The 26751-nt window shown below is 69.4% G+C and carries 29 protein-coding genes and 1 tRNA gene; 12 read left to right on the forward strand and 18 right to left on the reverse strand.

The features are described 5' to 3' along the window. Positions 1-24 precede the first annotated feature (24 nt). The 8 genes from J2Y58_RS02950 to J2Y58_RS02985 all read right to left on the reverse strand — a co-directional run bounded on the left by J2Y58_RS02950 (position 25) and on the right by J2Y58_RS02985 (position 7199). Positions 25-585 (reverse strand): hypothetical protein, encoded by a 561-nt coding sequence (locus J2Y58_RS02950; RefSeq protein WP_310098483.1) that lies wholly within the window; start codon positions 583-585, stop codon positions 25-27. Between the two features lie 268 nt (positions 586-853). Continuing rightward, positions 854-1738, reverse strand: a complete 885-nt coding sequence (gene mmsB / locus J2Y58_RS02955) for a 3-hydroxyisobutyrate dehydrogenase (RefSeq protein ID WP_310098485.1) — start codon at positions 1736-1738, stop codon at positions 854-856. After that, positions 1738-2007 carry a hypothetical protein gene (locus tag J2Y58_RS02960; protein WP_310098488.1) on the reverse strand — a complete coding sequence of 90 codons (270 nt, stop codon included), beginning with the start codon at positions 2005-2007 and terminating at the stop codon, positions 1738-1740. The genes mmsB and J2Y58_RS02960 overlap by 1 nt, the downstream gene beginning before the upstream one ends. Before the next feature lie 11 nt (positions 2008-2018). After that, positions 2019-2795 (reverse strand): enoyl-CoA hydratase, encoded by a 777-nt coding sequence (locus J2Y58_RS02965; protein ID WP_310099579.1) that lies wholly within the window; start codon positions 2793-2795, stop codon positions 2019-2021. Positions 2796-2902: 107 nt separating this feature from the next. Further along, positions 2903-3946, reverse strand: coding sequence for an enoyl-CoA hydratase/isomerase family protein (locus J2Y58_RS02970; RefSeq protein ID WP_310098490.1), 1044 nt, complete (start codon positions 3944-3946; stop codon positions 2903-2905). Between the two features lie 44 nt (positions 3947-3990). Next, on the reverse strand, positions 3991-5136 hold the full coding sequence (locus J2Y58_RS02975) for an acyl-CoA dehydrogenase family protein (protein WP_310098494.1): 1146 nt from the start codon (positions 5134-5136) through the stop codon (positions 3991-3993). Positions 5137-5146: 10 nt separating this feature from the next. Further along, the gene (locus J2Y58_RS02980; RefSeq protein ID WP_310098496.1) at positions 5147-5659 is read right to left on the reverse strand and encodes a hypothetical protein; all 513 of its coding nucleotides are present in this window, start codon (positions 5657-5659) and stop codon (positions 5147-5149) included. Positions 5660-5666: 7 nt separating this feature from the next. Then, entirely contained in the window at positions 5667-7199 is a 1533-nt protein-coding gene (locus J2Y58_RS02985) for a CoA-acylating methylmalonate-semialdehyde dehydrogenase (protein WP_310098498.1), read from the reverse strand. Positions 7200-7281: 82 nt separating this feature from the next. Here J2Y58_RS02985 and J2Y58_RS02990 point away from each other — a divergent pair, with 82 nt between their 5' ends. The 5 genes from J2Y58_RS02990 to treF all read left to right on the forward strand — a co-directional run bounded on the left by J2Y58_RS02990 (position 7282) and on the right by treF (position 12085). Next, positions 7282-8202, forward strand: coding sequence for a LysR family transcriptional regulator (locus J2Y58_RS02990; RefSeq protein WP_310098501.1), 921 nt, complete (start codon positions 7282-7284; stop codon positions 8200-8202). A gap of 219 nt (positions 8203-8421) precedes the next feature. Continuing rightward, entirely contained in the window at positions 8422-9093 is a 672-nt protein-coding gene (locus J2Y58_RS02995) for a PEPxxWA-CTERM sorting domain-containing protein (protein ID WP_310098503.1), read from the forward strand. Further along, positions 9090-9686, forward strand: coding sequence for a L,D-transpeptidase family protein (locus tag J2Y58_RS03000; RefSeq protein ID WP_310098507.1), 597 nt, complete (start codon positions 9090-9092; stop codon positions 9684-9686). The genes J2Y58_RS02995 and J2Y58_RS03000 overlap by 4 nt, the downstream gene beginning before the upstream one ends. 189 nt (positions 9687-9875) lie before the next feature. Next, positions 9876-10418 (forward strand): CAP domain-containing protein, encoded by a 543-nt coding sequence (locus tag J2Y58_RS03005; protein ID WP_310098510.1) that lies wholly within the window; start codon positions 9876-9878, stop codon positions 10416-10418. A gap of 119 nt (positions 10419-10537) precedes the next feature. Continuing rightward, a complete protein-coding gene (treF, locus tag J2Y58_RS03010) occupies positions 10538-12085 on the forward strand; it encodes an alpha,alpha-trehalase TreF (RefSeq protein ID WP_310098513.1) in 1548 nt (515 codons plus the stop codon). 229 nt (positions 12086-12314) lie between these two features. On the opposite strand, the gene J2Y58_RS03015 is transcribed toward treF, so the two are convergent. Continuing rightward, entirely contained in the window at positions 12315-12566 is a 252-nt protein-coding gene (locus J2Y58_RS03015) for a DUF2171 domain-containing protein (protein WP_310098515.1), read from the reverse strand. 56 nt (positions 12567-12622) lie between these two features. On the opposite strand from J2Y58_RS03015, the gene J2Y58_RS03020 reads away from it, so the two are divergent. Together J2Y58_RS03020 and J2Y58_RS03025 are read left to right on the forward strand one after the other, a co-directional pair. After that, complete coding sequence (locus tag J2Y58_RS03020) at positions 12623-12835, forward strand: hypothetical protein (RefSeq protein ID WP_310098517.1); 213 nt, start codon at positions 12623-12625, stop codon at positions 12833-12835. A gap of 49 nt (positions 12836-12884) precedes the next feature. Then, positions 12885-13943, forward strand: a complete 1059-nt coding sequence (locus J2Y58_RS03025; protein WP_310098520.1) for a ribonucleotide-diphosphate reductase subunit beta — start codon at positions 12885-12887, stop codon at positions 13941-13943. 559 nt (positions 13944-14502) lie between these two features. Here J2Y58_RS03025 and J2Y58_RS03030 read toward each other — a convergent pair. Continuing rightward, a tRNA-Arg gene (locus tag J2Y58_RS03030) sits at positions 14503-14579 on the reverse strand. A gap of 83 nt (positions 14580-14662) precedes the next feature. On the opposite strand from J2Y58_RS03030, the gene J2Y58_RS03035 reads away from it, so the two are divergent. Further along, entirely contained in the window at positions 14663-15163 is a 501-nt protein-coding gene (locus J2Y58_RS03035; protein ID WP_310098523.1) for a hypothetical protein, read from the forward strand. Between the two features lie 10 nt (positions 15164-15173). Here the strand turns inward: J2Y58_RS03035 and J2Y58_RS03040 are convergent, their stop codons facing one another. From J2Y58_RS03040 to hemB, 4 genes are read right to left on the reverse strand one after another with little or no spacing between them, the layout of a single operon-like run. Next, a complete protein-coding gene (locus J2Y58_RS03040; protein ID WP_310098526.1) occupies positions 15174-17372 on the reverse strand; it encodes a fused MFS/spermidine synthase in 2199 nt (732 codons plus the stop codon). Beyond that, complete coding sequence (locus tag J2Y58_RS03045) at positions 17365-17901, reverse strand: GNAT family N-acetyltransferase (protein WP_310098529.1); 537 nt, start codon at positions 17899-17901, stop codon at positions 17365-17367. The genes J2Y58_RS03040 and J2Y58_RS03045 overlap by 8 nt, the downstream gene beginning before the upstream one ends. Then, entirely contained in the window at positions 17898-18419 is a 522-nt protein-coding gene (locus J2Y58_RS03050; RefSeq protein ID WP_310098532.1) for a GNAT family N-acetyltransferase, read from the reverse strand. Before J2Y58_RS03050 ends, J2Y58_RS03045 begins: the two co-directional genes overlap by 4 nt. After that, complete coding sequence (gene hemB / locus J2Y58_RS03055) at positions 18416-19408, reverse strand: porphobilinogen synthase (RefSeq protein ID WP_310098536.1); 993 nt, start codon at positions 19406-19408, stop codon at positions 18416-18418. The genes J2Y58_RS03050 and hemB overlap by 4 nt, the downstream gene beginning before the upstream one ends. A 79-nt stretch (positions 19409-19487) precedes the next feature. On the opposite strand from hemB, the gene J2Y58_RS03060 reads away from it, so the two are divergent. Further along, positions 19488-20369, forward strand: a complete 882-nt coding sequence (locus J2Y58_RS03060) for a YegS/Rv2252/BmrU family lipid kinase (RefSeq protein WP_310098539.1) — start codon at positions 19488-19490, stop codon at positions 20367-20369. 33 nt (positions 20370-20402) lie between these two features. On the opposite strand, the gene J2Y58_RS03065 is transcribed toward J2Y58_RS03060, so the two are convergent. From J2Y58_RS03065 to xseA, 3 genes are read right to left on the reverse strand one after another with little or no spacing between them, the layout of a single operon-like run. After that, a complete protein-coding gene (locus tag J2Y58_RS03065; RefSeq protein WP_405053063.1) occupies positions 20403-21311 on the reverse strand; it encodes a M23 family metallopeptidase in 909 nt (302 codons plus the stop codon). After that, positions 21311-21511 carry a DUF2093 domain-containing protein gene (locus tag J2Y58_RS03070; protein WP_310098541.1) on the reverse strand — a complete coding sequence of 67 codons (201 nt, stop codon included), beginning with the start codon at positions 21509-21511 and terminating at the stop codon, positions 21311-21313. Before J2Y58_RS03070 ends, J2Y58_RS03065 begins: the two co-directional genes overlap by 1 nt. A 20-nt stretch (positions 21512-21531) precedes the next feature. After that, positions 21532-22947, reverse strand: coding sequence for an exodeoxyribonuclease VII large subunit (gene xseA, locus J2Y58_RS03075; protein ID WP_310098544.1), 1416 nt, complete (start codon positions 22945-22947; stop codon positions 21532-21534). Between xseA and purD the strand changes: the two genes are divergently transcribed. Genes purD through J2Y58_RS03090 form a run of 3 tightly spaced genes read left to right on the forward strand, consistent with a single transcriptional unit; the run spans position 22946 to position 25399 of the window. Beyond that, positions 22946-24205 (forward strand): phosphoribosylamine--glycine ligase, encoded by a 1260-nt coding sequence (purD, locus tag J2Y58_RS03080; RefSeq protein WP_310098546.1) that lies wholly within the window; start codon positions 22946-22948, stop codon positions 24203-24205. The two genes, xseA and purD, sit on opposite strands and share 2 nt — an antisense overlap. A gap of 31 nt (positions 24206-24236) precedes the next feature. Continuing rightward, positions 24237-24938, forward strand: a complete 702-nt coding sequence (locus J2Y58_RS03085) for a hypothetical protein (protein WP_310098549.1) — start codon at positions 24237-24239, stop codon at positions 24936-24938. Continuing rightward, positions 24935-25399, forward strand: coding sequence for a GreA/GreB family elongation factor (locus J2Y58_RS03090; protein WP_310098552.1), 465 nt, complete (start codon positions 24935-24937; stop codon positions 25397-25399). Before J2Y58_RS03085 ends, J2Y58_RS03090 begins: the two co-directional genes overlap by 4 nt. 9 nt (positions 25400-25408) lie before the next feature. On the opposite strand, the gene J2Y58_RS03095 is transcribed toward J2Y58_RS03090, so the two are convergent. Continuing rightward, positions 25409-26704 (reverse strand): hemolysin family protein, encoded by a 1296-nt coding sequence (locus J2Y58_RS03095; protein WP_310098556.1) that lies wholly within the window; start codon positions 26702-26704, stop codon positions 25409-25411. Positions 26705-26751 lie beyond the last annotated feature (47 nt).

The raw sequence follows: 26751 nt of genomic DNA on the forward strand, positions 1-26751 counted from the left end.
CGGGGTGACGGGGAAGGGCCGTCGTCATGACGCGCGCCTGACCCACAACCGCCCCACGGCCCACGCCAGCCCGCCGGCCAGCGCCAGCACCGGCCATCCGCCATCGGTGCGCCACAGATATCCCGCGCCCGCCACCAGCGCCGCCAGCCCAAGCAGCCCCGCCGCCAGCCGCGCATGCAGCCGCCGCGACAGCCATACCGCCAACGCCAGCCCGCCCAGCGCATTGGCCGCCAGCCAGACGTACGATCCGCCCGCCGACAGGGCGCCGACCAGCGGCAGCTTCACCGTCGCATACCCGACCATCGCGTTCGGAAAGGTGTCGGCCGCCAGATGCAGCCCGGTCCCCGCCCCCATGCCGCACGCCGCCGGATGCCACCGTCGCCGCGCGAGCAACGCGCACGCCGGCAAGATGCTGTGCGTGATCGCGCTGCGATGCCCCAGCCACATCCGCAGGTCGAGGTCGGGCAGCGTCAGCCCGATCAGGAACGCGACAAAGCTGACGAGCAAGGCGGCGACGGCGGGCGGCATGACCTCGCAGGTGGCACGCGCGCGCGGCAGCGTCCATGTTCGGCCGACATCGTCCACGCGGGTCGCTTCCCCGATCCCGTTCGTGCTGAGCCTGTCGAAGCACGTGCCCCGATGGCTACCCGTACATGGCGGAGCAAGCCCGACCGCCTACATGGCCGCCCGACGCCCCACGCGTCGAGGCACGTCTCCGTCACACCCGCTTCGACAAGCTCAGCACGAACGGTGGGGTGGAAATCCCAATGCGCGACGGCAGGTCACGCGCAGGCTCGCAATCCGCTTCCTGGACTCCCCGCGTCGGGGATCGTGGTAAGCGCCAACTCGCCCCTCACCCCCGCGCCGCCTCCAGCATCCGGATGATCCCCGAGAAATCCATCCCGCCCTGCCCGCCGTCGACGAACTGGCGATACAGGTCGCGCGCCCGCGTGCCCATCGGCACCTGCGCCGCGGCACCGTCCGCCGCCGCCATCGCCAGCTCCAGGTCCTTGAGCATCAGCGCTCCCGCGAACCCGCCCTGATACGCGCGATCGGCCGGCGATTCCGGCCCCACGCCCGGCACCGGGCAGTACGACGTCATCGACCAGCTTTGCCCGGTCGCCTTGCTGGAGATGTCGTAGAAGGTCTGCGCATCCAGTCCCAGCTTCTGCGCCAGCACGAACGCCTCGCACGTCGCGGCCATCGTCGCACCCAGGATCAGATTGTTGCACATCTTGGCGACCTGCCCCGCGCCGCTGTCGCCGGCATGGATCACCGCCTTGCCCATGTCCTCCAGGAACGGCCGCGCGCGCTCGAACGCCGCCGCCGGCCCGCCGACCATGAAGGTCAGCGTGCCCGCCTGCGCCGCCGAAATCCCCCCGGACACCGGCGCGTCGACCGCCGCGATCCCGCGCGCGGCGGCTTCGCCGGCCAGCCGCCGCGCGGTGGCCAGGTCGATCGTCGAGCAATCGATCAGCACCGTATCCATCGCGACATCGCTCAGGCTCTCGGCATAGACCTGCGCGACATGGGTGCCCGCGGGCAGCATCGTGACCACCGCCTCCGCGCCGTCCGCGGCTTGCCCGGCCGAGCCCACGGCCAGGCACCCCGCCGCCTCTGCCGCGTCCAGCGCCGCCGCCGACAGGTCGAAGGCGCGGACGTCATGCCCCTTCTTCGCCAGGTTGGCGGCCATCCCGCCGCCCATATTGCCCAATCCGATGAAGCCGACCCGCGCCATCACGCCGCCGCCCGGCGGCGCGGGCGCAGCACCGCACCGATCATCGCCCCGATCAGCGCCAGCGCCGCGACGCCCACGAACGTGCCGACGAAGGTGATCGCCACTGCCTCGAACCGCGCCGACACCGATGCCAGCATCGCGACGATCATGGCCGCCGCGCCCACCACGCCGATCGCGGCCGCCGCGGTCACCGGCCGCGCCCGCGTGAAGCGCACCGCGACCAGCCCCGCCGCGACGACCGCCAGCAGCATCAGGATCACCACCGTCATCTCATGTCCTCCTATTTGCCCGTCCACTGCCCGGGGCGCTTGTCGACGAACGCCGCCATGCCTTCCTTCTGGTCGGCGGTGCCGAACAGCCCGTGGAACAGCCGCCGCTCGAACTGCACGCCTTGCGCCAGCGTCGTCTCGAACGCGGCGTTGACCATCTCCTTGTTCGCCAGCACCGCCAGCGGCGCCATGTCGGCGATCGTCTGCGCGGTCTTCACCGCCTCCTCGATCAGCTCGGGCGCAGGAACGATACGGCTGACCAGCCCGGCCCGTTCCGCTTCCGCTGCGTCCATCATGCGGCCGGTGAGGCACATCTCCATCGCCTTGGCCTTGCCGACCGCGCGCGCCAGCCGCTGCGACCCGCCCATCCCGGGCGTCACCGCCAGCTTGATCTCGGGCTGCCCGAACTTCGCGGTGTCGGCGGCCAGGATGAAGTCGCACATCATCGCCAGCTCGCATCCGCCGCCCAGCGCATAGCCCGCCACCGCGGCGATGATCGGCTTGCGCGTTTGCGTCAGCCGTTCGTACCCGCCAAAGAAATTGCCGCCGTACATCTCGGCGAAACCCTGGCCTGCCATCTCCTTGATGTCCGCCCCCGCCGCGAACGCCTTCTCGCTACCGGTCAGCACCGCGCAGCCCTGCGTCGCATCGGCATCGAACGCGGCCAGCGCGACGAGCAGATCGCCCAGCACCTGCGAATTGAGCGCGTTGAGCGCCTTGGGGCGGTTGAGCGTGATCAGCGTCACGCCCCCGCGCCGTTCGACCAGGATCGTCTCGTATTCGGGCATCACATCCTCCATGTCGTCATCCCAGCGAAAGCCGGGATCTCGCGCCACCAGCGCGCGGCCCGAACGTGCCGCATCCTCCATCCGTTCGCGGCGCGCGCCCGTCCACATCAATCCGGCGTCCACGCCTCGTCCTCGGGCAGCGGCGCGAAGATGCGGTCGATCATATGATCGCTCACCCCCTCGACGCGCGCCGGTTCCCACCGCGGCGCATTGTCCTTGTCGACGATCAGCGCGCGGACGCCCTCGGCAAAATCGGGTCGCTGCACGATCCGGCACGCCACCGCATATTCCTGCCGCATCTCGTCGGCGAACGTCGCCATTCCCGCCGCGTCCTTCAGCAGCTTCAGCGACACCTTCATCGACAGCGGCGACTTGGTGTCGAGCGTGGCACGGACGTCGGCGGCGAACTCACCCGCATCCGCGTCCAGCGCGGCGAGCACCTCCTCCAGATCGTCGCTGGCGAACAGCCGGTCGATGTCGGCGCGGTGCGAGAGGATGCCCGCCTCGGGCGCGGACCCCGCCAGCGACGACAGCGCGGCGTCGATCCGTTCCGGCGCGGCGACGATCCGCGCCCTGGCCTCCTCGACCCGCGCGGCGGGCAGGTAATGGGTCGCCAGCCCCAGCGCGAGCGCCTCCGCGCCGTCGAGCCGCGCGCCGGTCAGCGCCAGATACTGCCCGATCCGCCCCGGCAGCCGCGACAGATACCAGCCGCCGCCGACATCGGGGAACAGCCCGATCCCGGTCTCCGGCATCGCCAGCCGCGTGTTTTCGGTGGCGATACGATAACGGCACGGCTGCGACACCCCGACGCCGCCGCCCATCGTCACCCCGTCCATGAACGCGACGGTATCCTTGACGTAGGTGAATAGCCGGTGGTTCATCCGATATTCGGTGCGGAAGAAGTCGCGCGCCGCCGCCCCGTCACCCGCCCCGCTGCCCGCCAGCATCCGGATATCGCCGCCCGCGCAGAACCCCCTGCCCTCGGCATGGTCGATCACGACGCAGCGCACGCCTTCGTCGCCGCGCCATCGTTCGAGCGCTTCGAGGATGCCCTGGCACATGGCGGTGTTAAGCGCATGGAGCGCCTTCGGCCGGTTGAGTCGCAACCGCCCGACCGGGCCATCGACGGTGGTGATCAGGTCCTGCGTCATCGTCTCTCCCGTCCTCGTCCCTTCGCGGGGAGAGGGACCACATCTTACTGCCGCACCAACTCCCGCCCGACGATCATCCGCATCACCTGGTTGGTCCCTTCCAGGATGGAATGGACGCGCAGGTCGCGCCAGAAGCGCTCGATCGGATAGTCCATCAGATACCCGTACCCGCCGTGGAGCTGCAGCGCGCGGTCGACCACGCTCGATCCGGTATCGGTCGACAGCCGCTTGGCCATCGCCGCGAAGCGCGTCTTGTCGGGCGCGTTCGCGGTCACCTTCGCCGCGGCGACGTAGAGCAGGTAGCGCGCCGCCTGCAGCTCTGTTTCCATGTCCGCCAGCATGAACTGCGTGTTCTGGAAATCGCCGATCGCCTTGCCGAACTGCTTGCGGTCGCGGGTATAGCCGATCGCCTCGTCAAGGCACCGCTGCGCGCCGCCCAGCGAGCACGCGCCGATGTTCAGCCGGCCGCCGTCCAGGCCCGCCATCGCGAAGCGGAACCCCTCGCCCTCCTCGCCGACGCGGTTCTCCACCGGCACGCGGACATTGTCGAACGTCACCGCGCGCGTCGGCTGCGCGTGCCAGCCCAGCTTGCGCTCGTTCGCGCCGAACGACACGCCGGGCATATCCTTCTCGATGACGAGGCACGAAATGCCCTTCGCGCCGTCCTCGCCGGTGCGGACCATCGTGACGTAGATCTCGTTCTCGCCCGCGCCGGAGATGAACTGCTTGGTCCCGTTGACGACATAATGGTCGCCCTCCCGCCGCGCCGTCGTGCGCAGCGCCGCGGCGTCGGAGCCCGACGCCGGCTCGGTCAGGCAATAGCTGGCGATCCGCTCCATCGTGACCAGATCGGGCAGGTAGCGCGCCTTCAGCTCCGCCGAGCCGAAGCGGTCGATCATCCAGCTTGCCATGTTGTGGATCGAGATGAACGCGCTGGTCGCCGGACAGCCATAGGCCATCGCCTCCATGATCAGCGCCGCCTCCAGCCGACCCAGGTTGATCCCGCCGCTCTCCTCGCTGACATAGATCGCCGCGAAACCCAGCTCGGCGGCGGCCTTGATCGTGTCGCGCGGGAAGATGTGCTTTTCGTCCCATTCGGCCGCGAACGGCGTGATCCGGTCGGCGGTGAAGCGGCGGGCGAGTTCCTGGATCTCGCGCTGGTCATCCGTCAAATCGAACTGGTCGGTCATTCTCTCATCCTCAGCAGCGGCGATAGCGCTGCGTCGCGGTCGCGCCGGTACGGATCAGCGCGGTGCCGCCGGCGTCCAGCCGATACGTCTCGCGCGCCAAGACGCCCTGACCGTCGCCCGAGAAGCGCAGGTCGGCCACCACCTCCTGCGGGCTGCGGCGATCCATGCGCTGCACGCGCGCGCGGCCTTCGTAGAAGCGGATCGTGTCGGCGTCGATGTTGATGCGCCCCGTCGCGGCGGTGTTGGCGAGCTCGCAGTCGTTGTCGCCCGCCCCCCAGTAACCCAGGAACTCGGTCGGGAAGGCGCGGTCGCGCGCCGCGGTCGGCGTGCTGCGCGCGATCGGCACGCCGGTACGCGCGGTGGTCGCCGCGCCGTTCTGCGCCACCGATCGCTCGATCGCCGCCTGCGCCTCGGCCTCGCGCTCGGGCACGTCGACGCGGTTGTAGTCGGCACTGCCGCCGCCGCATCCCGCCAGCATCCCCGCCGCCATCCCCGCCGCCATCATCGTCGCCCACCGTCGCATCGCGTCATCACCCCATCGTCGGGATCACGAACGCATCCTGCACGCGGCTGGGTCCGCCGTCCTCGCTGCCGCGGGGTAGCGCCGATCCGTCGGGCCAGCGCTGCGTCACCGTCTTCACCTTCGTCCAGAACCGCACGCCCTCGGTACCGTGCTGGTTGGTGTCGCCGAACGCGCTGCGCTTCCACCCGCCGAAGGTATGATAGGCGACCGGCACCGGGATCGGCACGTTGATGCCCACCATGCCGACGTTCACCCGCGCCGCGAATTCGCGCGCGGCGTGCCCGTTGCGGGTGAAGATCGCGACGCCGTTGCCGTATTGATGCTCGCTGGGCAGCCGCACGGCGGTCTCGAAGTCGGGCGCGCGCACGATCTGGAGGACGGGGCCGAAGATCTCCTCCTTGTACGCCTGCATGTCCGGCGTGACGCGATCGAACAGCGACGGGCCGATGAAGAAGCCCTGCTCGTGCCCCTGAAGCGCGAAGCCGCGCCCGTCGACGACCAGTTCCGCGCCCTCGTCCACCCCGGTCTGGATCCAGTTCGCCACCCGCTCGCGATGCGCGGCGTTCACGACCGGCCCGTAATGCGCCTCGGCATCGGTCGACACGCCCACCCGCAGCGCCGCGATGGCGGGCAACAGCTTCTCGCGCAGCGCGTCCGCCGTCTTCTCACCGACCGGCACCACCACCGGCAGTGCCATGCACCGCTCGCCCGCCGATCCGAACGCCGCGCCCGACAGATCGGCGACCACCTGGTCGAGATCGGCGTCGGGCATCACGATGCCGTGGTTCTTCGCGCCGCCCATCGCCTGCACGCGCTTGCCCGCCGCCACGCCGCGGCGATAGACGTGGTGCGCGATGTCGCTCGACCCGACGAAGCTGACCGCGCCGATCGCGGGATGGTCGAGGATCGCGTCGACCATCTCCTTGTCGCCGTGCACCACCTGCAACACGCCCTCGGGCAGCCCGGCCTCGCGCATCAGCTCGGCCAGCCGCACCGGCACGCTCGGGTCGCGCTCGCTCGGCTTCAGGATGAAGGCATTGCCGCACGCGATCGCGACGCCGAACATCCACATCGGGATCATCGCCGGAAAGTTGAACGGCGTGATCCCCGCCCCGATCCCGATCGGCTGGCGCATCGAATAGACGTCAATCCCCGGCCCCGCGCCGTGCGTATACTCGCCCTTCAGCACATGCGGGATGCCGCACGCGAACTCGATCACCTCCAGCCCGCGCTGGATATCGCCCTTCGCGTCGGCGATCACCTTGCCATGTTCGGACGACAGCAGGTGCGCCAGGTCGTCCATCTGCGCCTCGACCAGTTCCTTGAAACGGAACATCACCCGCGCGCGCCGCTGCGGGTTGGTCGCCGCCCAGGCCGGCTGCGCGCCCTGCGCCGCCGCCACCGCCTGATCGAGCGTCGCGGCGTCGCCCAGGGTCACGCGCGCCTGCACCGCGCCGGTGTTGGGGTCGAAAATATCCGCGGTGCGCGCCGCCGCCGGCACGGCACGCGTCCCCGCGATATGATGGTCGACGCTGCGCATCGCATCTCTCTCCTATGTACCCGGCCGGTGTGGGCGTCCGGCGGTTTGCAGGCAAGGGGCAAATCTGCAACGCTCACCTGCAATGACGCAGCCCCGACCCCACGACAATCTGGCCTGGAACGACCTGCAAGACTTTCTCGCGGTCGCCCGCGCCGGGCAGATCGCGCGCGCCGCGGCGCAGGTCGGGGTCGACGCCACCACGATCGGCCGCCGCCTGCGCCGGTTGGAGGCGCGGCTCGGCCACACGCTGTTCGAACAGACCCGCGAGGGACAGGTGCTGACCGAGGCCGGCGAGGCGCTGCTCGCGCAGGTCGAGGAGATGCAGAACGCTGCCGAACGGATCGTCGAGGCGCGCGGCGGCGCCGGATCGCTCACCGGGCTGCTGCGGGTCAGCGTGTCGGAAGGGTTCGGCACGTGGCTGGTCGCCCGGCACCTCCACGAATTCGCCGCCGCGCACCCGGCGCTGACCGTCGACCTGGCCGCCAGTTCCGGCTTCCTCAGTCCGTCGCGGCGCGAGGCGGATGTCGCGGTGCTGCTCGCACGCCCGCGACACGGACCGGTCGTCGCGGGCAAGCTGTCCGACTATGCGCTGCACCTCTATGCCGCGCGCACGCTGGTCGCGCGTCATGGCCCGGTCACGCGCGAATCGCTCGGGGTCGCGCATCCGCTGGTCGGCTATATCCCCGACCTGCTCTATGCGCCGGAGCTGCGCTACCTCGACGATATCGGTCCGCTACCCGCGCCGACGCTGCGCAGCTCCAGCATCAATGCGCAGGCGCGGCTGATCGCCAGCGGGGCGGGCATCGGCGTGCTGCCGCACTTCATCGCCGTCGACATGCCCGAACTGGTGCGCGTCATGCCGGACGTGACGATCCACCGTTCGTTCTGGCTCGTTACGCACCGCGACACGCGACAATTGCGGCGGGTTCGGGCCTTTTCGGCATGGCTGACCGCGCTGGTCGCCAAGCACCGGGAGCACTTTTGTCCAACCGTTAACTTTTGACCTGCGTCGTTAACCTTTGGATCAATTGTTCGATCGACGCGGCCTCGTCGCCCCGGCGCGGCGTTCAACGGTGGCAGGACGGCCACAGTCGTCCCGTATTGCATCGCCCGGACGATCGGCGTCCAACATTTCACTGGACTCTCATGAGGGGTGAGGCGCAAATGCAAGTCGTGCGTTGGTTCGCCTCATGAAACGACGCAAAGCGGATTGGTCCATCGAATGAAGAATTGGCGCTCCCTTCTGCCCTTCGGTTCGCGCGCATCGCTGGTGCGTGCGGCGGCCGTGCTGGGCGTCGGCGGCGCCGCGATCGGCGGCTACGCGGGCATGGGGATCGTCGGCGGCACGGTGCCGTTCGCGGAAGCGATGAACCTTCCCGCGGCATTGGCGGTGCTGCCCGACCCGTTGTCGATCATGACCGCGCGCTCGCCCGGCGAACGCGCCGCGGGCGCGCTGTACGCGACGAAGCATGCCAAGGGCCCGCGCCGCCGCCAACTGGCCAGCGCGCCGCCGCCGCGCGGCCCCGCTGCACCCGGGGAGCGGGTGCTGAGCGGGGTGCGTGAGCGGGAACCGATCGGCGTCGTGCCTGGCGGCGCGCTGCCGATCACGCCCGCCGGCTTCGTCCCCGACCTGCCCGTCCCGGTCACGCCCGGTGCGCTCGGGCCGCTGCCGCCCGGCGGAGGGACCGGGTTCAATCCGCCGCCGGTCTTCCCCACCGGGCCGACCACCGGCATCCCCGGCGTGACCAATCCCACGCCGACTCCGACGCCCACGCCGATCGAGCCCGCGCCGGCCGTGCCCGAACCGGCGACGTGGATGACGATGCTGCTCGGCTTCGCGATCACCGGTCTGGCCGTGCGCCGTCACAAGCGGACGCGCGCCTCCGCCGCATGATGCACCGCGGCCGGTTCGGCGCACTCGCGCTGGCGCTTGCCGTGATCGGCGGCGCGATATCCACCGCGCACGCGGCCACCACCGCCACCACGGTCGGCAGCTACGGCACCCGCTTCCGCTACCCGGCCGGGCGCGAGGGGATGCTGCCGATGACCGGCGGGCAGCGGCTGCGCGTGCGCAGCCTGCTCAACATCCGGCGGCCGATGCAGTTCGGCGACTACGTATGGAACGATGTGGGCGTCCCTGCCACCGGTGCGGTGCGCGTGCGCGTCGACCTTCCGCGGCAGATCGTGTCGGTGTTCCGCGACGGGCATGAGATCGGCTCGGCCGTCATCCTGTACGGGACCGACCACAAACCCACGCCGACCGGCACCTTTCCGATCCTGATGCGCGCGCGCCAGCACACGTCCTCGCTGTACGATGCGGAGATGCCGTACATGCTGCGGCTTACCAACGACGGTGTCGCCATCCACGCCAGCAAGGTGCGGCGCGGTTCGGCGACCCACGGCTGCATCGGCGTGCCGCTCGCCTTCGCGCAACTGCTGTTCGACCAGGTCGCGCGCGGCGACCTCGTCACGATCGTGGGTGCGTAAGCGGCAATCGCGACGGGCAGGTGGCGAATGCGGCGCCCGATTATCCCCGTTCGTGCTGGGCTTGTCGAAGCGCGTGTCCGGAACACCTCTCCGCCACAAGTGTGAAGACGCCCTAACCAGATTCGCTAACGGCCGGTAAGGAGCGGTCACGGTAATTTTTCCTGGTCATCAGGAAGAGGTTACCCGGTCATGCCGCGCTCCTTGTCGCATTCCGCGCCGCGCCGCCGCCCAATGTTCGCGGCGCTCGCCGCGCTGCTCGCCGCCCCGTTCGTGACGGGCGCGGCCAGCTATTCGAACACCTTCGACGCGCGCGTGCTCGCCGCGCACAATGCCGAGCGCGCGGCGCTGGGCATCCCGCCGCTGCGCTGGAACCCGGAGCTGGTCGAATCCGCGCACGCGTGGGGCCAGTACCTCGCCACCAGCGGCCGTTTCGAGCATGCGCCGGAGCGCCGCATGGACCCGGAGGGCGAGAATCTGTGGGCCGGCACGCGCGGCTATTACTCGCCCGAGGCGATGGTCGACGGCTGGATCCGCGAGAAGCGCTATTTCAAGCCCGGTGCCTTCCCCAACAACAGCACCACCGGCCATGTCGCCGACGTCGGCCACTATACGCAGGTGATGTGGCGCGACACGGTCCAGGTCGGGTGCGCACTGTCGCGCGGCCGTGACGAGGACGTGCTGGTCTGCCGCTACAAGAACGCCGGCAATTACCGCGGCGAACGGCCGTTCTGACGCGACCTTCCCGCACGTGCCGCGCCATACTCCCGTCGTGAGTTCCAACGACGCGTGACGATCGAATCCGGCCGAGAAATGCCGTAGCGTGCGCACCCGATCACGTTCCGGGTGCCGTCATGCCATTCCTTCGTTCCTCGCTCGCCGCGCTCGCCGCGCTGCTGCTCGCCGCAGCCACTCCGCCGTCGCCGGCGCGATTGTACGGCCCGCTGTTCGTCGCCGTGCAGCAGGCGCGCGTCTTTCCGGACGGCAAGACCTTCGCCGATGCCGTACCGCGCCGCGATCCGGCCGCGATCCTCGCCGACTACCGGCGGCAGCGCCCGACCGGGGCCGCGCTCAAGGCGTTCGTGCTCGCCAACTTCATCGTCCGCGGCGAGAACGACCGCGGCGACGTCCGCGCGCATGTCCGTGCGTTGTGGCCGCAACTGGTGCGGCAGCCCGCGCCGGCCGTGCCGGGTGGCTCGGCGCTGCCGCTGACCGCGCCTTATGTGGTGCCCGGCGGGCGCTTCCAGGAGATCTATTACTGGGACAGCTATTTCACGATGCTCGGGCTGCGCGCCGACGGACAGGGCGCGCTGGTCGAATCGATGCTCGACAATTTCACCGCGCTAATCGAACGCTACGGCCACATCCCCAACGGCACCCGCACCTATTATCTCGGCCGGTCGCAGCCGCCGTACTTCGCATTGATGCTCGACCTGTCGGCGCGCCCGGCACCCGCGATCGCGGCGCGGCGCCTGCGCGCGCTGCGGCGGGAGCATCGGTACTGGATGGCCGGTGCCGACTGCCTCGACCGCACGGGAGCGTGTGCGCGCGTGGTACGGATGCCGGACGGATCCCTGCTGAACCGCTATTGGGATGACAACGACACTCCTCGCGATGAAAGCTACACCGAGGATGGTATTTCCGCCGCTGCCGCGGCACCGCGTGCGCCCGCGGCGGTGTTTCGCGACCTCCGGGCGGGCGCGGAAAGCGGCTGGGATTTCTCCTCGCGCTGGCTCCGCGACGGCCGCACGCTCGCCACGATCCACACCACCGATATCGTGCCGGTCGACCTCAACGCGTTGATTTGGGCCATGGAACGCCGCATCGCGTCGGGGTGCGCAGCGGTCGCCGATCGCGCCTGCGCCCGCGATTTCAGTGCCATGGCGGCCCGCCGCCGCGCCGCGATCGACCGCTACCTCTGGCACCCCGCCCAGTCCCGCTACGCCGATTGGGATTTCCGCGCCGGATCAACGACATCGTCGCTCAGCGCCGCGACGCTCCAGCCGTTGTTCGTCGGCATGGCCTCTCCAGCGCAGGCCGCCGCGGTCGCCGACACCACCCGCCGTAACCTGCTGGCAAAAGGCGGATTGCGCACCACGACCGTGCAAACGGGTCAGCAATGGGACGAACCGAACGGCTGGGCCCCGCTGCAATGGGTGGCGATCGCCGGCCTGTCGCGCTATGGTGATGACAAGACGGCGAAAGACATCGCACGACGCTGGATGGGCACGGTTTCTGCCGCCTATGCGGAAACCGGCAAGATGCTCGAGAAGTATAACGTCGAGACGCGCACCCCCGGCGGCGGCGGCGAGTATCCGGTGCAGGACGGCTTCGGCTGGACCAACGGCGTCGCCAGCGCGATCCTTGACAAATACCCCGATCTCGCGGCGCAAAGCCGCTGATCTGGTATTTCGCGGGTTGGGCGCCCACAACCTGTAGCGTATCCGCCGTGCATCGCGTAATATGGCGGCGACCATCTCGTGACTCGGCGGACCGCCGTCGGAACATCGTAAAGGACGGCTCGGGCAGATGAAGCGCAGCGCGCCACGGCAGGCAAACGAAACCCCGGCGCGCCCTTCGGCGGCCGGGGTCGTCGTGCGCGGCCGGTCGCCCGGTCTCGCGGCGAAGGGCTTATTCGGCCTCTTCGAACATGTCCTGCGCGTTCTGCGCGGTCGCGGACAGACGCACCGTCTCGCCCTCGATCTCGGCGACCAGCCCGACCGGGATGTAATGGTGCTTGGCGCCCTGCCCGTCCTGCGTGGACGGCGAATCGTTCTTGGTCAGCTTGATACGGTCGCCCTCGACGTGATCGACGGTGCCGACGTGCACGCCGTCCGCGCCGACGACTTCGGCATGTTCCTTGATCTGGCTGACGTCGACCATCGTGCTTCTCCTTGGTTGGGTTCGGGCGGCAAACGCGCTGCGGCGGCTTTGGTCGCATGATCGACACGGTGCCGCTCGAATCAGCGATCATGTTCGCGGTCGCCGCCGTCTTCGCAGGGTCGGGCGCGTGGTTGCTGTGGCAGCTGCGCGTGCCGCAGGGTCCGGCACGCGTCTATGTCTATCGCATGGTCGGGATCATGGCGCTGTCGGGCGGCGTGGTGCTGGCGATGTCGGCTTGGGCCATGTGGCGCTGGAGCCTGGAAACCTGATCACTTCCCGACCGTCTTTGAACCGCATATTGTCTTCCGGAGTAAACCCATGCCGCTTCTTCAGGCGTCCAAGCAGTACAAGCCCTTCGAATATCCGTGGGCGTTCGAATATTGGAAGCGCCAGCAGCAGCTGCACTGGCTGCCCGAAGAAGTACCGCTCGGCGAGGATTGCCGCGACTGGGCGCAGAAGCTGACCGATCACGAGCGTAACCTGCTGACGCAGATCTTCCGCTTCTTTACCCAGGCTGACGTCGAGGTGCAGGACTGCTACCACGAGAAATACGGCCGCGTGTTCAAGCCGACCGAGATCAAGATGATGCTGACCGCGTTCAGCAACATGGAGACGGTGCACATCGCCGCCTACTCGCATCTGCTCGACACGATCGGCATGCCGGAAAGCGAATACGGCGCCTTCCTGGAATATGCCGAGCTGAAGGAAAAGCATGATTACATGCAGAACTTCGGCGTCGACAGCGATGAGGATATCGCGCGCACGCTGGCGATGTTCGGCGGTTTCACCGAGGGCGTGCAGCTGTTCGCCAGCTTCGCGATGCTGATGAACTTCCCGCGCTTCAACAAGATGAAGGGCATGGGGCAGATCGTCACCTGGTCGGTGCGCGACGAAAGCCTGCATTGCGAGGGCATCATCAAGATGTTCCACACCTTCTGCGCGGAGCGGCAGTGCCTGACCAAGGCGGTGAAGGACGACATCGCCGACGTGTGCCAGACGACGATCCGCCTCGAGGACAATTTCATCGACCTCGCGTTCGAGATGGGGCCGGTCAACGGCATGACCGCCAAGGACATCAAGAAGTATATCCGCTACATCGCCGATTGGCGGATGGGTCAATTGGGGCTGCGCCCGATCTACATGATCGACGAGCACCCGATCCCCTGGCTGACCCCGCTGCTCAACGGCGTCGAGCACGCCAATTTCTTCGAGACGCGCGCGACCGAATATTCGAAGGCCGCGACCCGCGGGCAGTGGAACGACGTCTGGGACAGCTTCGACAAGCGCCAGAAGGCGAAGACCGCCACCGCCGCCGCGAACGAGGAGCCCGGCGACATGGGCGACATGTTCGCGCGCGCCGGCGTCGCCGCCGAATAAACACGCCCCGCCGACACGACGAAGACCGCGGCTCCCGACCGGATGCCGCGGTCTTTTTCCGGTGGCAGGCCGTCTCTGGCCAGGCGGTCCGCAGACAGCAACATGCGAGATCACCCCGCGGCGGCGACGAGTTCCGACGATCCCGGACACGTTGCCAGCGGATCATGCGGCTGTCGGCAGGCGCGGGAGCGGCTCGCCTACTGGCTGCGCGACGGATCTGAAAAGGCGCGCAACGAACGTGCGGATGACTGACGATCGTCGACGGCCCGCCAGCCCCCACCCGCGAGAACTCGATTTGAGAACGGAGCCCGCGGCGCCTCGTGATTGCATATCGTCGCGCAAAGGCAGGCGCGCCATTCAACCGCAGCGTATGTGCGGCCCGGGACACCGATAAAGTCACGGCGGCTGTCATGAGCGCCCGGCGAAGACGAAGCAGCGGTTCGACACGCCGCGTCGAACAATCGTCGCGCCGTCGAAGAACAGTGTCGCGATGCTGCCAAATGAAAAGGGGCAGCTTGCGCTGCCCCTTCAAGTCCACTCACTTCCTCCGTGGAGAAAGTGGCGCGCCCGGAACGATTCGAACGTCCGACCCTCAGATTCGTAGTCTGATGCTCTATCCAGCTGAGCTACGGGCGCCCTGTGGAGCGGCGCTGTTACGCGGCGAATCGGATGGGCGCAAGGGCATTGCGCCACTTTTTTCGTGGCCCTAGGCAAAAAAGATGCGCCGCCCCTTCGCCCCGCTCGCTTCGCTGTCGCTCGTCGCCGCCTGTGCGAGCGATCCGACCGTCTATCCCTCGCTCGCACCGCGCCCGGTCGAAAAGCTCGGGTTCGAGGAGCCGGCACCGCCCCCGGCCGCGCCTGCCGGCCCCGATGCCGCGCTCGATGCAACGCTCGCTGCCAATGCGCAGCAACGCACCACCGCCGCGCGCGATTTCGACCGCGCGGCGGCACGTGCCGACACGCTGGTGCGCACGGCGCGCGGTGCGAAGGTCGGCAGCGATGCGTGGATCGCCGCCCAGACCGCGATCGCCGATCTCGATGCGCTGCGTTCCGCCTATGGCGACACGATCGATGCGCTCGACGAACTGGCGCGCACCCGCGCCGCGGCGTTGCAGCCGGCCTACCCGGCGCTCGACCAGGCCCTCGCGGCGGCGCGCGCGACCGCGCGTTCGCAGACCACGCGCATCGACACGCTCGGCGCCGCGTTGCCCGGCGCGTGACGGCCGCGCCTCAGAAGCGCAGCAGCGGCAGGATCGTCGCGTAATCGTCGCTCCACGCGGCAAAGCCCGGCCGCTGGCGCAATGTCTTCCACGCCGCATCCTCACCCGTGACCAGCGCCAGCGTCCACGGGTCGCGCGTCATCACCACCCATGACGACGGCGTCTCCTCTTCCTGCAGCAACGAGGGGCGATGATCGAGGATCAGCGCCTGCCACCCGCCCGCCCGCGCCGCCGCCGCGACGACGGGGCGCAGGTCGACGATCCGGTTGGAGATATGCACCGCCAGCACGCCGTTGCGCCCCAGCACGCGCGCATAGCCCGCGAACGCCTCGCGCGTCAGCAGGTGCATCGGCACCGCGTCCGACGAAAACGCGTCCAGCGCCAGCACGTCGAGGCTGCCCGGCGCGGCATGCTCCAGCGACAATCGCGCATCGCCCAGCACGATCCGCGCCTGCGGCGCGCAATCGGCGACAAAAGTGAAGCGCCGCGCGCTGGTCAGCGCCGCCATAGCCGGGTCGATCTCGTAGAAGGTCCAGTGCTGCGCCGGTTGCGCGTAGCAGGCCAGGGTCCCGGTCCCCAGCCCGACGACGCCGATCCGCGCGCCCGGCCCGAATACCAGCGAAGCGGCGCGCATCACGTGCCCGACTCCCGACTCGGGCGTGTAATAGGTCGTCGGTGTCCGCTCGCGCGCTGGCGTGCCGGTCAGCTGGACCCCGTGCAGCGTCGTGCCGTGGATCAGCGTGCGGCGCCGCGCATCGTCGGAAACGGTATAGACGCCGAAATAGCTGCGCACCCGCGCACCCGGCTCCAGCGACAGCGAGAGGGAACGCACCCCGCCGAACAGCAGCAGGCCGCTCGCCAGCACCAGCAGGTACGGCACGCGCGCGCCCAGCGACACCAGCCCGCCGAGCGCCACCGCGGTGAAGATCACGCCGGGATGCCGGACCTCGCGAAACCCCTCCGGCTGCCGCGAAATGACCAGCATCGCCAGGCATAAGATCCCGACGATCAACGCCGCGCCGGCCACCGTCATGCCCCGCCGGTGCCAGAACGCACGCAGCCCGATCGTGAGATAGGTCTGCGGCACCAGCGCCCCCGCGGCCAGGATCAGCAGCGGATATTCCCACGTCCAGTCGAACAGCGTCGGGGCGATCAGCCCGGCGAACACGCCACCCAGCGCGCCGCCGAACGACATCGCGAGATAGAAGCCGGTCAGCCGCGCCGGCTCAGGGCGCAGGCGATACAATTGCGTGTGCAGCGCGACCGAGATCATGAAGAGCAGGATCAGCGCCGTCACTGCGCTGAAGGTCGCGCGTTCCGCAAAGCCGCCCATCATGATTCCGCCGAACAGCACGATCGTGACCGGTGCACTGCTCGTCAGCAGGTCGGCCGCGCCGCGGCGTGCGGCGAAGGCGATCGAGAAGCTCAGCAGGTACAGCGCGAGCGGGATCACCCACAGCAGTGGCATCGCGACCAGATCGGTGCTGACGAAGGTGCTGGTCGCCAGCATCATTCCCGACGGCACGAAGCCGAGTGCGATCCATCGCGCCACGCGCCCGCGTCGCGGCGGCGGACCCAGCGCCTGTTCGCGCGCCGGCTCGCGCCCCGGCGGCAGGTGGCGCGCACAGGCGGCGACCAGCACGATCAGCACCAGATAGCCCGCGCTCCACAGCCAGCGCTGGCGCGTCACGCTCAGCAACGGCTCGACCAGCAGCGGAAAGGCGATCAGCCCCGCGAAGCTGCCCAGGTTCGAGGCGGCATACAGCGGATAAGGGTCTCCTGCCGGTCGTCCGCTCGCGTACCAGCGCTGCATCAGCGGTGCCTGCGCCGAGACCGCGAAGAACAGCGGCCCGATCGAGACGACGAAGAGGTACGGCACCCACACCGCCGGCTCGGCACCGGCGGGCAGCACCCGGTCGCTCAACCCGATCGGCAGGAACGCGGCGGCCGCGACCAGCACCCCCAGATGCACCATGCCCTGCCGGCGCGGCGCGATTCGCCCGAGCAGATGCGCATAGCCGTACCCGCCCAGCAGCAGCGCCTGATAGACCAGCATCGCCGAGTTCCACACCGCCGGCGCGCCGCCCAGCCGCGGCAGCGCGATGCGCGCGATCATCGGCTGCACCAGGAACAGCAGGAACGCGCCGGTCAGGATCGTCGCGACGAACAGCCCGCGCGGCGCGACGCCCTTCTGCGCGGCATCAGACATTGTCGGGGCAGCCGATGCGATACAGGACATGGCGACGCAGCGGGCTGTCCGCGGCGAGATCGGGATGATCGAAGTCGCCGCCGCGCACCCGCGCCATGCCCAGCCGCTCCATCACCGCGCGGCTGCGGCGATTGCCGATCGCGGTGACCGCGACGACATGGTCGGTGCCGCGCGCCCATTCCGCGGCGAGCACGGCGCGCGCCGCCTCGGACGCCAGTCCCTGCCCCCAGGCCGTGCGCGCCAACCGCCAGCCGATCTCCACCATGCCGGCGATGGGGCTGCCCGCCGGTCCCGGCTCGACCCCGCAGAAGCCGATGAAGGCGCGGTCGCTGCGCCGCTCCACCGCCCAGAAGCACCGGCCGGATCGCTCGGCGCTCTCGTTCTGCTCGCTCGCCATCGCGCGCGCCCAGGCCAGCGTGGTGGCCGCGCCCAGGTAGCGCATCACCTCCGCATCCTGTCCCATCGCATGGAACGGCGCCACGTCGTGGCTGCGCCACGGGCGCAACACCAACCGTTCGGTGTCGATCACGGCCGGTCGATTCGATAGGTGACGCTGTCCGCCAGGTCGGGGTCGTCGCTGTGCGCCGGGTGTAAGAAGTCCATCGCCGGCACGTGCCGCATGCCCAGCCGCTCCATCAGGCGTCGGCTCGCGACGTTGCGCCGCGCGGTGATCGCATACACCGCCGGCTCCGCGCGATTGGCCCACGCCCAGTCCAGCCAGCCCTGCGCCGCCTCGCGCGCATAGCCGCTGCCCCAGAACGGGCGCGCGACGATCCAGCCGATCTCCAGCAGCCCGACGATCGGCGTGTCGGGTGCGCCCGGCTTCAGGCCGACATGGCCAACGACGCGGCCGTCCGCGCATCGCTCGACGACGCCGAAGCCGAGCGGCGCATAACCCGCATGGCGCGCGAGCGTCGCCGCGCAGGCCGCCTTGTCCTTGGCACCGCCCAGGTCGGCCATGCCCAGCGGGTCCCCCCACATCGCGTAAAGTGCGGGGCGATCGCCGGCGACCGGCGGGCGCAGGATCAACCGCTCGGTGCGGATCACGCGCCCAGCAACCGCGCCGCGAGCGGCGCATGGTACGTTAACACGCCTGAACAGCCCGCGCGCTTGAACGCCATCAGAGTTTCGAGTGTTATTTTGTCGCGATCCGCGGCACCGGCGGCCACCGCCGCCTCGATCATCGCATATTCGCCCGATACCTGATAGGCAAAGACCGGTACCGCAAACGCCTGTTTCACCTTCGCGACGATGTCGAGATACGGCAGCCCCGGCTTCACCATCACGCTATCCGCCCCCTCGGCAAGGTCGAGCGCGACCTCCCGCAACGCCTCTTCGGCGTTGGCCGGGTCCATCTGATAGGTGGTCTTGTCGCCCTTCAGCAGCCCACGACTGCCGACCGCATCGCGGAACGGCCCGTAGAAGGCCGAGGCGTATTTGGCGGCATAGGCCATGATCTGCACGTTGACGAAGCCTTCGCGCTCCAGCGCGGCACGGATCAAACCGACGCGGCCGTCCATCATGTCGCTGGGCGCGATCACGTCCGACCCGCTCCGCGCCTGGTTGAGCGCCTGCTCGACCAGCGCCTCGACCGTCGCATCGTTCATCACATACCCGCGCTCGTCGACCAGCCCGTCGTGCCCGTGCGTCGTATAGGGATCGAGCGCGACGTCGGTCAGAAGCCCGATGTCGGGCACCGCGTCGCGGATCGCGCGCAATGCCTGGCACATCAGATTGTCGGGGTTCAGCGCCTCGGCACCGTCATCGCTGCGACGTCCGGCCTGCGTGTTCGGGAACAGGGCCAGGCACGGAATGCCGAGCGCGTGCGCCTCCTTCGCGCGGGCCACGATCCGGTCGACCGACCAGCGCGACACCCCCGGCAGCGCGGCGATCGGCTCCTCGACATCGCGGCCTTCGGTGATGAACAGCGGCCAGATCAGGTCTGCCGGGGTGAGGACAGTTTCTGCATGAAGCCGGCGGCTCCAGGCGGCGGCACGGGTGCGGCGCAAGCGCAGCGCGGGGTAAGCGGCGTGCATGGAAAGGCGCTTTCCCGCAATCGGCGCGCCCATGCAAGCGTTACGGAGGCGGAACGCGTGCTCGTGCGTTGAGCGGCGCATGACAGAAATTCGCTCCGCCGCCTTGATCGTCAACGCGCGGTCGCGTCGCGGCCGCAAGCTGTTCAAGCGCGCATGTCGCCGGCTGCGCGACCTGCCGTTCGGCGTCACGCCCTACGCAGTCAAGGATCCGAAACACCTCGACCGTACCGTCCGGAAGGCATTGGAGAAGAAGCCCGACCTCGTCATCCTGGGCGGCGGCGACGGGACGATCAGCGGGCTGGTCGACCTGCTGGTCGGGCATGACGTCATCCTCGGCGTCCTGCCGCTCGGCACCGCCAACAGCTTTGCGCGTTCGCTGGGCCTTCCGCTTGATATCGACGGCGCGATCGACGTGCTGCGCGACGGGGTGGCGAAACGGATCGACCTCGGCATGATCGACGACGATTATTTCGCCAATTGCGCGGCGATGGGGCTGAGCCCGCAGATCGCCGAGACGGTGCCGCACAATCTGAAGAAGGTGCTGGGGCGCGTCGGCTATCTCGGCTGGGCGGGGTATCAGCTGACACGCTTCAAGCCGTTCACGCTCTACGTCGACAATGGCGAGGGCGAGAAGAAGCTGCGCGTGGTCGAGGTGCGGATCTCGAACGGTCCCTATCATGGCGGCACCTGGGTGGTGGACGAGGCCGGCATCGCGTCGGGCGAGATCGTCGTGCAGGCGGTGCGGGGGCATTACAAGCGCCGGCTGGTGCGCAACTGGGCGTACAGCTTTCTGGGCCGGAGCGAGCGGCATCACGATACCGTCAGCTTTTCGGGCAAGTCGATCACGGTGCGCACCGATCCACCGCTGCCGATCTCCATCGACGGGGAAGTGCTGGCGCACACGCCGGTCACCGCGCATGTCGCGGCGGGCGTGATCGAGGTAATGGTACCGCGAGGATAAACGTCGTCGTTCCGGCATGCGCCGGAACGATGCTCACGCCCCCGGCATCGCGCCCGCTACCAGCATCGGGTCGATTCGCGCGCCCCGCCACGTCAGCGCCCAATGCAGATGCGGCCCCGTCGCGCGGCCGGTGCGCCCGACCAGCCCGATCGGCTCGCCCTGCCGCACGGGCTGCCCGACCCGCACGTCGATTCGCGACAGATGGAGGAAAGCGCTGGTCAGGCCATGGCCGTGGTCCAGGATCAGCAGCCGCCCCTCCAGCGTAAAAGGTGGATCGGCGGCGAGCGTCACCACCCCGTCGGCCGGCGCCACCACCACCGCACCCTCGGGCTTCGCGACGTCGACGCCGCCGTGGTAGCTGCCCGGCTGACCGGCATAGATGCGCTGGGCGCCGAACAGGCCGGAGATGCGGCCGGTCGCCGGCCAGACGAACCGTTGCCGCCAGCCGTCCGCATCGCTGCCCTTCGCACGCGCGGCCACGATCTGCGCCAGCTCGCCGCCCCGCACCCGCGCGAACTCGGCATCGGGTACGGGCACCTTGCGCAGCGTCGGCAGTCGCTCGATACGCCAGTCGCCAGGCGCGATCCGCAGCGTCGCGGTGAGCGTCGTGCCGTCGGCCAACCCGGCGACCAACAGCGCCTGCGGTGCCGCGTCGCTGTCGAAGGCGATAACGAAGCGCCCGTCGGCGGCGACCGCCACCGGCTTACCGTCGAGCGTCAGCCGCTCCGTACCCGCCGGCACCTGCCCCAGCGCCAATCCGCCCTGCCGCAGCGCACCGACCAGCCCGAACCGGGTCGGCGGCACCAGTTGCGGAGGTGGCGGGAGCATCGGCCGTGGCGCCGGCGTGACGGCGACCGGCGGCACCGGCGCGACAGGGGCGACCGGCGGTGCGCCCACGCAGGCCGTCAGGGTCAGCATGGCGACCGGCACCGGCGTGCGCATCACCGCGGCGCCATCTCCTCCATCGCGATCGCGCCGCTGGCGAACGGTCGCTGCGAGGCGACATCCCAATAGCGCAGATCCTCCAGCGCGATCCGCGCGCCGCTGACCGCGCAGACCACATGATCGCCCGGCGCCAGGATGCGAAAGCCGTTGGCCATGTAATGGAGCTTGGCAGGGCGATCGGTGTGGGACATCAGCATCGGGGCGGGCTTTCCGGTTGTCAGATCAGGCGCGGTTGGTCGGATGGATCAGGATAGGCACGCCGCGCGCCGCGCTCAACCTTCGGCTCCGGTTTCGGCGCGGGCGTGGGGCTACCCTCGACCTGCACAGCGACCGCACCGTCGCGGAAGCGCAAGGACAGCGCCCCCGCCGCCCGCGCTGCATCCGCCGTGGTGACGGTGCCGCCCGTGGCCGCCTCCACCCGCGCATAGCCACGCTGGAGGATGGTGTCCGGGTTCAGGCTTTCGACCAGCCGGCCGACATCGGCGAGCCGCCGCCGCGCCGCCTCCAGCCGCCGCTCCAGCGTCGCCGGCCGGATGGCGCCCGCGGCGTGGCTCAGGTCGCCGCGCGCACGCGCCACGCGCCGCTCCAGCGCGCGGTCGCCGCGCATCCCCAGATCGTCGAGCCGCTGCCGCTGCGGTCCGAGCAGCCGGTCGCGAGTCGGCATCACCCGCGCCAGCGCATCGAGCCGCTCGCGCCCGCGCTCCACATAGCGGCGTGCGCAGCGTTGCGTGCGGTTCGCCATCGCGTCCAGGGTCAGGCGCAGTTCGGCGAGCACCGGTACCGCGATCTCGGCAGCGGCGGTCGGGGTCGGCGCGCGCAGGTCGGCGGCATGGTCGCACAGCGTCGTATCGGTCTCGTGCCCGACGGCCGAGATGATCGGAATCGAGCAGCCGGCGACCGCGCGTACCACCACCTCCTCGTTGAACGCCCACAAATCCTCGATCGAGCCGCCACCACGCGCGACGATCACCAGATCGGGGCGCGGCACCGCACCCCCCGGCGTCAGCGCATCGAACCCGCGCACCGCCGCGGCGACCTCCTCCGCCGCGCCCGCGCCCTGCACCTTGACCGGCCATACGATCACGTGCGTCGGGCAGCGGTCCTCCAGCCGGTGAAGGATGTCGCGGATCACCGCGCCGGTGGGCGACGTGACCACCCCTATCACGCGCGGCATGAACGGCAGCGGCTTCTTCGCGTCGCGATCGAACAGCCCCTCCCCCGCGAGCTTGGCCTTCAGCTTCTCCAGCAGCGCCATCAGCGCCCCGGCGCCGGCCAGTTCCATCCTCTCGATGACGATCTGGTATTTGGAGCGTCCCGGATAGGTGGTCAGCCGCCCGGTCGCGACCACCTCCACGCCGTCTTCAGGGCGAAAGGCGAGCCCACCCGCGCTTCCCTTCCACATGACCCCGTCGATGACCGCGCTCTCGTCCTTCAGGCAGAGATAGAGATGTCCGGAGGTCGCGCGCTTGTACCCGGAGATCTCGCCGCGCAGCCGGACATGCCCGAACTCCCCCTCCACCATCCGCTTGAGACGGCCCGACAGTTCGCCGACGCTGAGCGCCATCGCATTGTCGCCGGGCATCGGCTCGGCTACCAGCCGCCCCGCCTGAGTATCGAAAAGGGGGTCGGCCATGAACATCCTGCTGGTGGGATCGGGGGGACGCGAACATGCGCTCGCCTGGAAACTGGCGCAGTCTCCGACGCTCGATACGCTCTTCGCGGCACCGGGCAACCCCGGCATCGCCGAACATGCGACGATCGCCGAGCTGGACGTGACGGATCACCGCGCGGTGGTGGATTTCGTGCGTCGTCATCGCGTTGGCCTGGTGGTGATCGGACCGGAGGCACCGCTGGTCGACGGTCTGGCCGACAACATCCGCTCGATCGGCGTGCCGGTGTTCGGGCCGGGTCGCGCGGCGGCGCAGCTTGAAGGATCGAAGGGCTTCACCAAGGATCTGTGTGCGCGTGTCGGCATCCCCACGGCACGGTATTTCCGCGTCACTTCGAAGGACGGCGCGCTCGCGTGCCTCGACGATTTCGGCGAGCGCTGCGTGATCAAGGCGGACGGGCTGGCGGCGGGCAAGGGTGTGGTCGTCGCCACCTCCCGCGCCGAAGCCGAGGCCGCGATCGCCGACCTCTATGCACACGGACCGGTCGAGGCGGTAATCGAGGAGATGCTCGAAGGCCCGGAAGCGAGCCTGTTCGTCCTGTCGGACGGCACCACCACCGCTGCCTTCGGCTCGGCCCAGGACCATAAGCGCGTCGGCGACGGCGACACCGGGCCGAACACCGGCGGGATGGGCGCCTACAGCCCCGCCGCGGTGTTGACACCGGAACTGGAGGAGCGCGCGCTCGGCGAGATCGTGCGTCCGACGATCGATGCGCTGGCTGCGTCGGGGACGCCGTATGTCGGAGTCCTCTACGCAGGGCTGATGCTGACCGCTGACGGTCCGAAGCTGATCGAATACAACGTCCGTTTCGGCGACCCCGAGTGCCAGGTGCTGATGATGCGCTATACCGGCGACCTGGCGGCGCTGCTCCTGGCGGTCGCCGAAGGTCGCCTCGCCGACACGCCGGCCCCCGCCTTCTCCGACGATGTCGCGCTGACCGTCGTGATGGCGGCGGAAGGCTATCCGGGCACGCCCAGAACGGGCGGCGCGATCGGGGCGCTCGATGCGGCGCAGGCGGACGGGGCGGTCGTGTTCCAGGCGGGTACCGCGCTGAAGGACAAGCGCCTGATGTCGGCCGGCGGGCGCGTGCTGGCGGTCACAGCCACCGGCAGCGACGTGGCCGCGGCACAGCGCGCCGCCTATGCCGCCGTCGAGAAGGTCGACTTCCCGACCGGCTTCTTCCGCCGCGACATCGGAGCCAAGGCGCTGATCGACGGTTGAGCGATCATTCTTTTGCACGCAGGATCGGTTGATGAACACTGGCAGCTTTGATGTGGACCCGATCTCGCAGGACGGCGTGCTGGTGACGGTCGCGCTGGTGCTGGTCGCTATCCTTGCGGTTCTCACCGTGATCGCGATGCTGTGGGGCGCGCGCCTCAAGCGACAGCGCCGCGTGGCCGAAGCGGAAGAACAGCGCCGGATCGAGGACTTGAAGGCGGACGGGGTCGAAGCGACCAACACCGCCGAGGGAACCCCGCCAATCGTCGCCGCAGCCGCGCCGCCGGTGGTGGCACGTCACGCGGACAACCAGGATCACGTCGGTGGCGGTGACGGATCGCTCGATACCGCACGGCACGTTGCGTCACAGGAGGCGGAGCCGCTTCACCCCTCGCGCAGCCTGCCGGACGAAGCGATCGCGGCCGCGGCGCCGCTCGACGCTTCCCCCGCCAGCGTGGCGGCGGATGCTCCGGGGCATGAGCCCGATGGCGACGGCGCGCAGCCGATCACGATCCTCAAGGGCCTGGGGCCCAAGATTGCGACACGGCTGAACGAACTCGGCATTACGCGCGTCGACCAGCTGGCGTGGCTCGACGACGCCGAGGCGCAACAGCTCGACGCGCAACTCGGCGTGTTCCAGGGACGCATGGAGCGCGATCGCTGGCGCGAACAGGCGCGACTGCTCGCGAAGGGCGATCGTGCTGCGTACGAAGCGCAGTTCGGCAAGCTGGGATGAGCGTCGCGTTTCGCCGTGAAAGCGACGACGAGCATCTCGAGCCGCGCTTCGAATTGCCGATCCCGCCCGGCCCCAACCTCGTGACGCCACGTGGTCGGACGCTGATCGAGGCGCGTGTCGCCGACCTGGAGGCGGCCCTTGCCAGCGCATCAGACGCGGAGGCCGCAAAGCCGATCGCGCGTGACCTGCGTTATTGGAAGACCCGCCGCGCCACCGCCATCGAGACCGCACCGCGTACCGACGACGTTGTCGGCTTCGGCAGCCGGGTACGCTTCCGCCTCGCCGGTAAGGAGCGTGAGATTACGCTGGTCGGCGACGATGAGGCCGATCCGCCCGCGGGGATGCTGGCCTTCTCCGCCCCGTTGGCACGCGCGCTGATGGGCGCGGAGGCGGGCGATACCGTGGCGTTCAACGGTAGGGAGGATGCAATCGAGGTGGTCGAGGTCGGCGCCGCGTGCTGACCCGCAAGATCAGGCTTCGTTGACCAGCAGCTTGTCGATGCGGCGCCCGTCGAGATCGACCACCTCGAACCGCCAGCCCTGTTCCTCGAAGCTTTCGCCCTCCGCCGGCAGCTTGCGGAACGCCGCCAGCGCCAGCCCGGCGACGGTCGCATAGTCACGGTCCTCGGGCAGGTCGATCCCTAGCCGCTCGGCCAACGCGTCGGCCGCCATCGTGCCGGCGACCAGCAGCGATCCGTCGTCGCGCACCACGATGCTGGGGCTCTCGTCCGGATCGACGTCCGACCGGAACTCGCCCGCGATCGCCGCCAGCAGATTGGCAGGCGTCACGATCCCTTCGAAATGGCCGTATTCGTCGTGGATCAGCGCCATCGGCACCTCGGCGCGACGCAGCGCGTCGAGCGCATCCATCGCGTCGATCTGGTCGACGACGACCGGCGCCTTGCGCACCAGGCGCTCCAGATCGAGCGTTTCGCCGCGAAACAGCGCCATCGCGACATCGCGCGCCTGCACCACGCCCACGACCGCGTCGATCGACCCCTGCGCGACCGGTAGACGACTGTGCGGCGTTTCAAGCAACTTGGCGCGGATCGCGGCATCGTCGAGTGCGATGTCGAGCCAGTCGACCTCGGTACGCGGCGTCATGACCTCGCGCACCGGACGGTCCGCCAGCCGCACCACACCCGAAATGATCGAGCGTTCATGCTCCTCGATCACACCCGACTTGCTGGCCTCCGCGACGATCAGGTGCAGTTCCTCGGCGGTGACCTGGTCCTCGTTCTCGCGGTTGAGCCCGAGCACGCGGAACGCCAGCGCGCTGCTCGCATCCAGCACCCAGACGATCGGCTTGGTCAGCTTGGCCAGCCACCACATCGGCAGCGCGACCAGTGCGGCGACCGCTTCGGGCTTACGCAATGCGAACTGCTTGGGGACCAATTCCCCGACGATCAGCGAGGCGTAAGTGGTCAGCGCGATCACCAGCGCGAAGCCGATGCTCGCGGCGGTTTCCTGTGGCAGGCCAAGCGCTTGCAAGCGCGCTGCGACGGGCGTGCCGAGGCTGGCACCGGAAAACGCGCCGGTGCCGACGCCGATCAGCGTGATGCCGATCTGCACCGTGGAGAGGAATTTGCCGGGATCGGCGGCGAGCTCGATCGCGGTCCCGGCGCCGCGCCGTCCGCTGCGGGCCATCGCCTCCAACCGCGCCTTGCGTGCGGAAACGATCGCCAGCTCGCTCATGGCGAATACACCGTTCAGCGCCACGAGCGCGAAGATGATGACGACGTCGGTCCAGGGGAACGGCGGTAACATGGTTCGGCATCTCTCTTGGCGGCAAAGCAGGGCGGCGACAATCGCCA

Origin of the sequence: Sphingomonas sp. BE138, from assembly GCF_031456125.1 — a bacterium.
Classification (GTDB): domain Bacteria; phylum Pseudomonadota; class Alphaproteobacteria; order Sphingomonadales; family Sphingomonadaceae; genus Sphingomonas.

Bases quoted from the DNA above. Each gene is read 5' to 3' on its own strand.
- mmsB (WP_310098485.1), bottom strand. From the start codon at position 1,738: ATGGCGCGGGTCGGCTTCATCGGATTGGGCAATATGGGCGGCGGGATG.
- J2Y58_RS02960 (WP_310098488.1), bottom strand. From the start codon at position 2,007: ATGACGGTGGTGATCCTGATGCTGCTGGCGGTCGTCGCGGCGGGGCTG.
- J2Y58_RS02965 (WP_310099579.1), bottom strand. From the start codon at position 2,795: ATGCCCGAATACGAGACGATCCTGGTCGAACGGCGCGGGGGCGTGACG.
- J2Y58_RS02970 (WP_310098490.1), bottom strand. From the start codon at position 3,946: ATGACGCAGGACCTGATCACCACCGTCGATGGCCCGGTCGGGCGGTTG.
- J2Y58_RS02975 (WP_310098494.1), bottom strand. From the start codon at position 5,136: ATGACCGACCAGTTCGATTTGACGGATGACCAGCGCGAGATCCAGGAA.
- J2Y58_RS02980 (WP_310098496.1), bottom strand. From the start codon at position 5,659: ATGCGACGGTGGGCGACGATGATGGCGGCGGGGATGGCGGCGGGGATG.
- J2Y58_RS02985 (WP_310098498.1), bottom strand. From the start codon at position 7,199: ATGCGCAGCGTCGACCATCATATCGCGGGGACGCGTGCCGTGCCGGCG.
- J2Y58_RS02990 (WP_310098501.1), top strand. From the start codon at position 7,282: ATGACGCAGCCCCGACCCCACGACAATCTGGCCTGGAACGACCTGCAA.
- J2Y58_RS02995 (WP_310098503.1), top strand. From the start codon at position 8,422: ATGAAGAATTGGCGCTCCCTTCTGCCCTTCGGTTCGCGCGCATCGCTG.
- J2Y58_RS03000 (WP_310098507.1), top strand. From the start codon at position 9,090: ATGATGCACCGCGGCCGGTTCGGCGCACTCGCGCTGGCGCTTGCCGTG.
- J2Y58_RS03005 (WP_310098510.1), top strand. From the start codon at position 9,876: ATGCCGCGCTCCTTGTCGCATTCCGCGCCGCGCCGCCGCCCAATGTTC.
- treF (WP_310098513.1), top strand. From the start codon at position 10,538: ATGCCATTCCTTCGTTCCTCGCTCGCCGCGCTCGCCGCGCTGCTGCTC.
- J2Y58_RS03015 (WP_310098515.1), bottom strand. From the start codon at position 12,566: ATGGTCGACGTCAGCCAGATCAAGGAACATGCCGAAGTCGTCGGCGCG.
- J2Y58_RS03020 (WP_310098517.1), top strand. From the start codon at position 12,623: ATGATCGACACGGTGCCGCTCGAATCAGCGATCATGTTCGCGGTCGCC.
- J2Y58_RS03025 (WP_310098520.1), top strand. From the start codon at position 12,885: ATGCCGCTTCTTCAGGCGTCCAAGCAGTACAAGCCCTTCGAATATCCG.
- J2Y58_RS03035 (WP_310098523.1), top strand. From the start codon at position 14,663: ATGCGCCGCCCCTTCGCCCCGCTCGCTTCGCTGTCGCTCGTCGCCGCC.
- J2Y58_RS03040 (WP_310098526.1), bottom strand. From the start codon at position 17,372: ATGTCTGATGCCGCGCAGAAGGGCGTCGCGCCGCGCGGGCTGTTCGTC.
- hemB (WP_310098536.1), bottom strand. From the start codon at position 19,408: ATGCACGCCGCTTACCCCGCGCTGCGCTTGCGCCGCACCCGTGCCGCC.
- J2Y58_RS03060 (WP_310098539.1), top strand. From the start codon at position 19,488: ATGACAGAAATTCGCTCCGCCGCCTTGATCGTCAACGCGCGGTCGCGT.
- J2Y58_RS03065 (WP_405053063.1), bottom strand. From the start codon at position 21,311: ATGCGCACGCCGGTGCCGGTCGCCATGCTGACCCTGACGGCCTGCGTG.
- J2Y58_RS03070 (WP_310098541.1), bottom strand. From the start codon at position 21,511: ATGCTGATGTCCCACACCGATCGCCCTGCCAAGCTCCATTACATGGCC.
- purD (WP_310098546.1), top strand. From the start codon at position 22,946: ATGAACATCCTGCTGGTGGGATCGGGGGGACGCGAACATGCGCTCGCC.
- xseA (WP_310098544.1), bottom strand. From the start codon at position 22,947: ATGGCCGACCCCCTTTTCGATACTCAGGCGGGGCGGCTGGTAGCCGAG.
- J2Y58_RS03085 (WP_310098549.1), top strand. From the start codon at position 24,237: ATGAACACTGGCAGCTTTGATGTGGACCCGATCTCGCAGGACGGCGTG.
- J2Y58_RS03090 (WP_310098552.1), top strand. From the start codon at position 24,935: ATGAGCGTCGCGTTTCGCCGTGAAAGCGACGACGAGCATCTCGAGCCG.
- J2Y58_RS03095 (WP_310098556.1), bottom strand. From the start codon at position 26,704: ATGTTACCGCCGTTCCCCTGGACCGACGTCGTCATCATCTTCGCGCTC.